Genomic DNA, 7311 nt, shown 5'->3' with positions numbered 1-7311 from the left:
CGGTAGCCCCCACCAAGACCCCCACTCAGCCCGGGTTCGGTGCACTGGTTGCCCTGATTGGTCTCGGCGCTGTGGCACTCCTTGTCGTGCGCAGGCACTAACCTAAATCCTAAATTTTTTCTTTTTTTGGTGTTGTTGCGTTTATGGTTGATGACCACTATTTCACCTTGATAAAATATTCAAATCAACTACCAATGCAACGGCACCTTTCCGGTGTTCACAATGTCCATGTCTGGATGCCTTGCCCGAATATCAACGTTCTTGACGCTCACGTGTACTGCTGTGAGGCCGATCCTGAAAACTCCGGAATAGATCAAAGCTGAGATCAAGCACCGGTTCGATGTGGGAACTGAGGGACTAAATCCTGTTCACGCCCGGTAAAAACCGGGACCCGGGGGGGATGAAGAAACGTGCGAACGCCGGGTGATTGTATCAAAAAAAATGGCGGGATCACACTCCCGCATTTCTGGCATATGGATAAAGAACGTGCACTTTTTTTTTTAGATTGCAGTTCAGAGCGCCGGCATCACGAGCGAACGCTCTCCCGCAGCCATAAACTCCCGTATCGCCCCGCGCGCAAACTCCTTTCGTGGCTGGGAGAAATCAAACATCAGCTCGAACTGTTAAGAAGGGGGCTTTCGACTCTGAAGTTCGAATGCCGGGAATGCAGTGACGGCCGGATGATCCGGGAATTACGGAATTGACCTGCCACGGTCGTACCGGATAACAAGCAGATCAGGGTGCTCCCCCCCGGTAAAATATAACTTAAAAATTTACATATTTTTTGCTACAAAAATGAAAATATTTATTAACGGGGCCGCCCCATGTTCCCTGTGGAGATGTTCCCTGACCAAAAAAGGAGATCTCCTTACCATTCGACAAGGTATCGCCCCGGGCTTGATGCTGTTTGTCCGCTAAAAAACCGGGATCATTGGGGAATGATCCCGGAAAACAGCAGGCAGGTAATGAGTATGAAACAGACATTGTATGATGGAAGCCGTAAGACGACCGTCAATACGCGGTATGACGAGTGCCTCTATCTCGTACCACGGCCGGTCTCTCACGCACCTGAGGTAAATGTAACCGGAAAAGATCTTTACATGCATGTAGCAACCGATCCGGATAAGAGGATCACCTACTATCTCCATCTCTGGTCTAACAGCAGGACCGTCAAGGAAAAGATTTTGCCGATGTCGCCATCCATGGTAGACCGGTTTTTAAAAAGCAGGGGTCTCGACTGCAACCTCTTCCCGAAAAACGATCCCGTGGCCAGGCTTTACGCATGGGGGTACGGGATCGCAGAAGAGTTCTGACAGTTAATGTATGCACATCCCCCCATTCCTTCTCTTTTCAGGATTTGTATTTAAGCAAGGGAGCCTATTTTTGATCGGATAATGCATTTTTGTATGAGTTCCGGGATATTATTACCCGCTGTATCCTTGCGAGATCTTGTAGAGGATCGTAACCGAAAGACAGAACCCGATAATGGCAATGTAAACCCAGTCCTCGTTCTTATGTATCCACCCGGTGATCGATTGGATCAGGGTCAGGAGCTTTTCTGTACGCGATACTACCGGCGATTTTTTCTTTGACATGACCTATTTTCCGATAATGGATGTGTGGGATATCTTATCTGATAATACCTTCATTCAAGAGATCCTGTTTTGCATAAGAGACTCAGGTGGTGTTCTGGATTTTATTCTGATACGACGGGTCTGCAAAAAAGGGATAATCTTTCCGGAAATCAGTCATTTCTCTTGATGATGACCTTTCCGATCCCATATGCGATCAAGCCAGCAACAACAACACCAACGATCGCTGAGGCATAATATCCCGGGGTCTGTTCTGGGAGGGTATCGCCCCCGCTCGGGAAATTATAATCGGGCATCGCAGGAGTCCAGAGACCGTTCAGTTGCTGAAGCCCGGCCGGCACATAGCCTACCGCCTGCTGGAGTTCGTCAGGGCCCCATTCCCCATAAGCCGTTCCGGTTGCGATTAATCCGATGGGCACTAATAACATGAGAATAATCAGGGCAATAACGAGAACCTTAAACGTCTTGTCCAGTTTGTTGAATTGACCCATAATATCCATTCGTTTCACCCTCCTCACGCCGGTGCCGTTCCCCGGCCGGTATCTGGTTTTGAGTACTTTTCAATATCAGATTTATAATTGAAGATGACCTCCGGGTTGTTTTTCGCAATATACGCAAATGCCAAGCCGGTAACGATCAATTCTACCCAGCAGAAGAAACCAAAATGATCAATCAGCATTGCCGGCACGGTAACGTTGAGCCCGTAGGGCATGTAGAGGGGAACACCGGCGGCAGTATGTTCCAGGATCGGCTGGATGCCCATTTCGAACCCGGCAACACCGGCGGCGACGCCTAATCCGAAATACCCTCCAAGTGCTGCAGCGATGATCCTCCGCGTTGAGGCAATGGTGGATTTCCCGGCGATGATTTTATAGAGGAAGTATCCCACGAACGGGATGACCGTGCCCATGTTGAAACAGTTTGCCCCGAATGCAGTGATCCCGCCATCACCGAAGACCAGACACTGGATGAGGAGCGCGACGGAGGTTGTCACGACTGCCGCCCAGGGGCCAAGGATGATCGCAACGAGCGCACTGCCGACCGCATGCCCTGAACTGCCGCCAGGAACAGGCACATTAAACATCATGATCACAAACGAGAATGCGGCTGCCAGTGCCAGGTACGGCACCTGCCGGGACCTGAGATTTTTCTGGACCCAGTATCCGGCATACAGCCAGATAGGGATCATAATCAGGTACATGGTGATAAATGTCGTCGGACCTAAATATCCGTCAGGAATATGCATTCATAACACCCAAAAGATATTCTACCATCTGGTTATAAAAAACTGCCTATTTGTATTACGGGCTACTACGAAATCTCATAAAAATGGGATTTGATTCTAAAACAGGAAAAACAGTTAAACGTACTATTAGGCGGGTTGTAATGCAAAGTTTTATGCCACCAATTTTTATTTTCGAACAAAACCATCCCGCGGCAGAAAGAATCTTTGTTCATCAGGGCCCCTGCACAAACATCAGGTCCAATCCTCTTTTTTATCCGGGAAATTCTTGATATGACCGGTATCAGCATCGAAGAGACCGGTGATTCACATCCCTCTGTTTTGAAATCCGGGCTCCTAAAAACGGGTACCGGTTTTCCTGAATAATTTTTTAAAGAAAAGACGTACATTCCCCACCCATTCCCACGCCTGATTTTTTATAACAAACAGGATTTTAATGTCTCAGCACCAATAATTATTGTGATAATTCCAGGAAATTTTTTTATTGATTTTACAAGGGAGGTTTCCTTTGACTGATACTTACGATGCATCCCACATCACGGTACTTGAGGGGCTACAGCCGGTACGCGAGCGTCCTGCAATGTATATCGGGAGCACCGATACCCGGGGGCTCCACCACCTTGTGTACGAAGTCGTGGATAACTCCATCGACGAAGCGCTTGCCGGTTTCTGCAACCGTATCTCCGTCGTCATCAACAAAGACGGGTCGCTCTTGGTCGAGGATAACGGCCGGGGGATCCCCGTCGACACGATGGAGAAGAACCACAAGAGCGCCCTCGAAGTCGTTCTGACCGTCCTCCATGCAGGGGGAAAATTCGACAAGGAGACTTACCAGGTCTCGGGCGGTCTCCACGGCGTCGGCGTCTCCGTGGTAAACGCCCTCTCGAACTGGCTCTCCGCCCAGGTGTACCGGGACGGCAATATCTACGAGATGCGGTTCTCGAAAGGAAAAAATACGTCGCCCCTCACGACCCGGGAAGAGACCCTCGCCGAACTTCTCGCACGGTACCAGCAGTGGTATGGCGAGCCGGCACCGTTTGCCAGGGCATCACCGGCACTGGCAGCCTCAGCTCCCGGCGCAATCGCTGGCGATGGTCCCGTTACATCTCCCGCACCTCTTACCGGCCAGCTCGATCTCACGACCGCCACCGAGTATCCCGGCGGCACCGAACAGGAAGACAGGGCATCGCTCCTTGCAACCCTCGGCACCAAGCTGACCGGTACCCGAATCCACTTCGTTCCCGACGCAACCATCTTTGAGACGACGACATTCGACTATGATACCCTCTCCCACCGGCTCCGGGAACTCGCGTTCCTGAACGCCGGCCTCACCATCATTATCACCGATGAGCGGACCGGGGACTCGGCTACGTACTGTTATGCCGGCGGGCTGTCTGAGTTCGTGAAATACCTGAACGAAGGCATCGAAGTCATCCACCCGAACCCCATCTATATCACGAAAAAAGACATGGAGAATAAGCTTGAACTCGAGGTTGCGCTGCAGTACACGACCCAGTACGATGAGAAACTCTACACCTATGTCAACTCGGTCAACACCCGTGAGGGTGGCACCCATCTCGAAGGGTTCCGGAGCGCAATCACCCGGGGTATCAACGTCGTCGCGAAGAGGAATGGCATCATCAGGGAGAATGCCCAGGTAACGCTCAAAGGCGAGGATGTCCGCGAAGGCTTAACCTCGGTCGTCTCGGTCAAGATGGCCAACCCCCAGTTCGAGGGCCAGACCAAGATGCGCCTCGGGAACAGCAGCGTGAAAGGTATTGTCGACTCGCTTGTCTATGCTGCGCTCACCGAGTATTTCGACGAGAACCCGAGCGTGCTGAAAATTATCGTCGAGAAAGCGCTCTCGGCAGCAAAGGCCCGTGAAGCCGCGAGGAACGCCCGCGAACTCGCACGGCGCAAGAGTTCGCTCGAATCTGCCGGTCTGCCGGGGAAGCTCTCTGACTGTTCCGAACGCGACCCGTCAAAGAGCGAGATCTATATCGTGGAAGGGGACTCTGCCGGCGGCAGCGCCAAGCAGGGCCGGGACCGGAAGTTCCAGGCAATCCTTCCCCTCAGGGGAAAGATCCTCAACGTGGAGAAAGCCGGCGAACACCAGATCCTCAAGAACGCCGAGATCCAGACGCTGATAAATGCGATCGGCACTGGTGTCCTCGAAAAGTTCGATCCCGAGCGTGCCCGGTACCACCGCATCGTCATCATGACCGATGCGGATGTTGACGGGGCGCATATCCGGACCCTCCTCCTCACGTTTTTCTACCGGTACATGAAGAAACTCATCGAACTAGGGTACGTGTACATTGCCCAGCCACCCCTCTTCCGCGTATCAAAAGGGAAAGAGGAGAAGTACGTGTATAAGGAGAGCGAGATGCAGAAGGTCTCAGCTGCCATGGGCGAGAAGGGAGTGAACATCCAGCGGTACAAGGGTCTTGGTGAGATGAACGCCCAGCAGCTCTGGGACACGACCATGGACCCCGAGAACCGGATCTTCCTGCAGGTCTCTATCGAAGAAGCGGGATATGCCGATGAGATATTCAAGACCCTGATGGGCAAAGACGTGGAGATACGGAAGAATTTCATCATGCGCCATGCAAAGGAGGTGACGAACCTTGACATCTGAAGTCCCGCCCGCAGGCAGCCCCGAGACCCATAAGACAGAACCGATCAGCATCGAGCAGGAGATGAAGACATCGTTTATCAACTACGCGATGTCGGTCATCATCCAGCGTGCCATCCCCGATGTCCGCGATGGCCTCAAGCCGGTCCACCGCCGTTCGCTCTACGCGATGTGGGACATGGGCAACACGAGCGACAAGCCCACGAAGAAGAGCGCGAGGGTCGTCGGTGACGTAATGGGTAAGTACCACCCGCACGGCGACGCGTCCATCTACGACACCATCGTCAAGATGGCCCAGCCTTTCAGTTACCGGCACCCGCTCGTGCAGGGGCAGGGCAACTTCGGATCAGTGGACGGAGATGCAGCTGCAGCGAGCAGGTATACCGAAGTAAGGCTCTTCCCGTACGCCGAAGCGCTCCTCGCAGACCTCGATAAGGAGACGGTGGAATTCGTCCCCAACTACGATGAGTCGTTGAAGGAGCCGACTGTACTCCCCTCGAAGATCCCCAACCTCCTCGTCAACGGGACAGATGGGATCGCAGTCGGGATGGCGACGAAGATGCCGCCGCACAACCTCCGCGAGGTCTGCGCAGCGGTCAACCGGTTCCTCGACGAACCGACCGTCCCGGTCGAAGAACTCATGAAAATCATGCCGGGCCCGGACTTCCCGACCGGCGGCATCATGATGGGTGTCGAGGGCGTGAAGAATATCTACGCCACCGGCCAGGGCCGGGTCGTCGTCCGCGGGGTCGCCGAGATAGAGGAGTCCGAGGGCGGGAACCGGGGCGACCGGATCATCGTCACCGAGCTCCCGTACCAGGTCAACAAGGCCCAGTGGATCACGGCCATCGCCGACATGGTCAAGGATAAGAAGCTCGACGGGATCAGCGACATCCGCGACGAGTCCGACAAGGACGGGATCCGGGTCGTCTTCGAGCTCCGCAAGGGCACGATCTCGGCGGTCATCCTCAACAATTTGTACCGGTTCACCGCGCTTGAATCCGGTTTCTCGGCATATAACCTCGCGATTGTGGACGGCACCCCGAAGCTCCTCAACCTGCCGGCCCTCCTCGGGAACTTTGTGCACCACCGTATCGAAGTCATCCGGCGCAGGTCGGAGTTCGATCTCAACAAGTGCCAGGAGCGGGTCCACATCTTAAACGGCCTCCTTGCCGCGCTTGCAAGCATCGATAAGATCATCGCGGCGATCCGCGGTTCTGATACCGTGGACAACGCACGGGTTGCGCTCATTGCCGGGTTCGGACTCGATGAACCCCAGGCAAACGCAATCCTCCAGATGCAGCTCCGCAGGCTCGCGGCGCTTGAGCAGCAGAAGATCACGGACGAGAAAGCCGGGCTCGAGACAGAGATCACAAGGCTCGAAACGATCCTCGCGAGCGAGGAAAACATCAAGGACGAGATCCGGCGCGAGACCTCCGAGATCGCGCTCAAGTTCGGCGATGCGAGGAGAACGGAGATCGCGTTCGACGCAAGCGACCTCTCCACCGAGGATCTGATCGAGGACAAGACGGTGCTCGTCTCGATCACCACCGCCAATTACATCAAGCGGATAGACCTCGACACCTACCGCAAGCAGCGGCGGGGAGGCCACGGCATCACTGGTATGACAACGAAGGAAGACGACGTCGTGAGCTCGGTCTTTGCGGCGGGGATGAAGGATTATCTCCTCTGTTTCACGAACCTCGGCCGGGTCTACTGGCTCAAGGTCTACCAGATCCCCGAGAGCTCCCGCATCGCGAAGGGCAAGCCGATCGTCAACCTCCTCAACTTAAAGGACGAGGTCGTTACGACCGTCATCCCGATCCGGGAGTTCCGGAAGG

General features: G+C 54.1%; 7 protein-coding genes. 4 read left to right on the top strand and 3 right to left on the bottom strand.

From position 1 onward, the window contains the following. Both ACLQMU_RS03495 and ACLQMU_RS03490 read left to right on the top strand, forming a co-directional pair. Positions 1–101 (top strand): PGF-CTERM sorting domain-containing protein (locus tag ACLQMU_RS03495; protein ID WP_422148764.1); only part of this gene is annotated, 101 nt, incomplete at its 5' end. A gap of 870 nt (positions 102–971) precedes the next feature. Beyond that, on the top strand, positions 972–1313 hold the full coding sequence (locus ACLQMU_RS03490; RefSeq protein ID WP_424039001.1) for a hypothetical protein: 342 nt from the start codon (positions 972–974) through the stop codon (positions 1311–1313). 111 nt (positions 1314–1424) lie between these two features. Here ACLQMU_RS03490 and ACLQMU_RS03485 read toward each other — a convergent pair whose 3' ends face one another. The 3 genes from ACLQMU_RS03485 to cbiM form a co-directional block, all read right to left on the bottom strand. After that, on the bottom strand, positions 1425–1595 hold the full coding sequence (locus tag ACLQMU_RS03485) for a hypothetical protein (protein WP_424039000.1): 171 nt from the start codon (positions 1593–1595) through the stop codon (positions 1425–1427). 149 nt (positions 1596–1744) lie between these two features. Further along, entirely contained in the window at positions 1745–2092 is a 348-nt protein-coding gene (locus ACLQMU_RS03480; RefSeq protein ID WP_424038999.1) for a PDGLE domain-containing protein, read from the bottom strand. 14 nt (positions 2093–2106) lie between these two features. After that, on the bottom strand, positions 2107–2838 hold the full coding sequence (cbiM, locus tag ACLQMU_RS03475; RefSeq protein ID WP_424038998.1) for a cobalt transporter CbiM: 732 nt from the start codon (positions 2836–2838) through the stop codon (positions 2107–2109). A 505-nt stretch (positions 2839–3343) separates the two neighbouring features. On the opposite strand from cbiM, the gene ACLQMU_RS03470 reads away from it, so the two are divergent. Next, entirely contained in the window at positions 3344–5473 is a 2130-nt protein-coding gene (locus ACLQMU_RS03470; RefSeq protein ID WP_422149746.1) for a DNA topoisomerase subunit B, read from the top strand. Continuing rightward, the coding region (gene gyrA, locus ACLQMU_RS03465; protein WP_443673545.1) for a DNA gyrase subunit A at positions 5463–7311 on the top strand (1849 nt) is incomplete at its 3' end. The genes ACLQMU_RS03470 and gyrA, both read left to right, overlap by 11 nt.

The sequence above is a fragment of the Methanoregula sp. genome (assembly GCF_052325125.1).
Taxonomy (GTDB): Archaea; Halobacteriota; Methanomicrobia; order Methanomicrobiales; family Methanospirillaceae; genus Methanoregula.
This window is presented reverse-complemented; position numbering and strand designations above follow the sequence as displayed.